This window comes from Pseudonocardia sp. SID8383 (assembly GCF_009864975.1).
In the GTDB taxonomy this organism is placed as follows: Bacteria; Actinomycetota; Actinomycetes; order Mycobacteriales; family Pseudonocardiaceae; genus Pseudonocardia; species Pseudonocardia alni.
The window spans coordinates 1-727 of record NZ_WWFY01001133.1 but is presented as its reverse complement, the minus strand read 5'-3'; the positions used below and the strand labels follow the sequence as shown (position 1 = coordinate 727).

The window sequence follows — 727 nt, the reverse complement described above, 5'->3', positions numbered from 1 at the left end:
CTGGGCGGGGTGACCGTGCGGGCGCTCGTCGCCCAGGGCCGCTACGCCGTCCGCGGGCCGCTGGGCATGCTCGGCGGCGGCGCCGACGCGGCGGTGTCCGACGCGCTGGCGGCCACCGGCACCCAGGCCTGGGCCGACACCCCGGTCGAGCTGCTGTCGGGCGGGGAACGCCAGCGGGTGCGGATCGCGCTCGCCCTGGCCCAGGACGCCCCGGTGCTGCTGCTCGACGAGCCCACCACTTACCTCGACGTCCGCCACCAGCTGGAGGTGCTCGACCTGGTCCGGGAGCTGCAGGAGCTGCGCGGCCTGACCGTCGTCGCGGTGCTGCACGACCTCGCCCAGGCCGCGCGGTGCGCGGACCGGATCGTGGCGCTGCGCGACGGGCGGGTGCACGCCGACGGGGCACCCGGCGACGTCGTCGACGACCGGCTGCTGGCCGAGGTGTTCGGGGTGCGCGGGGTCGTCTCGACCCACGAGGGGCGGCTGACCTGCAGCTACCTGGACTCCACCCCGGCCCGGCCCGTCAGCGCCTGACCGCGCACCCACCCCGCCGGGCGTGGCGCCGACGACCGGTCCGCCACCCCCGTCGGGTCGCCGGTACGGCGACGTGCACGTTTCCGCCCCCGCGAGGGCGGAAACGTGCGTCTCGCCGGCCGGGCGCACGCCGGGACCGGTGCTGCCGTGGACCGGGCCGGGGTGTGCCGGACGGGTCGGCCCGGTCAGCCGC

Annotated in this window: 1 protein-coding gene; it reads left to right on the top strand. The window is 78.4% G+C overall.

Annotated features, from left to right (window positions below; genetic code table 11):
- The coding region (locus GTW08_RS27470) for an ABC transporter ATP-binding protein (RefSeq protein WP_161152722.1) at nucleotides 1-534 on the top strand (534 nt) is incomplete at its 5' end.
- Between the last annotated feature and the right edge of the window lie 193 nt (nucleotides 535-727).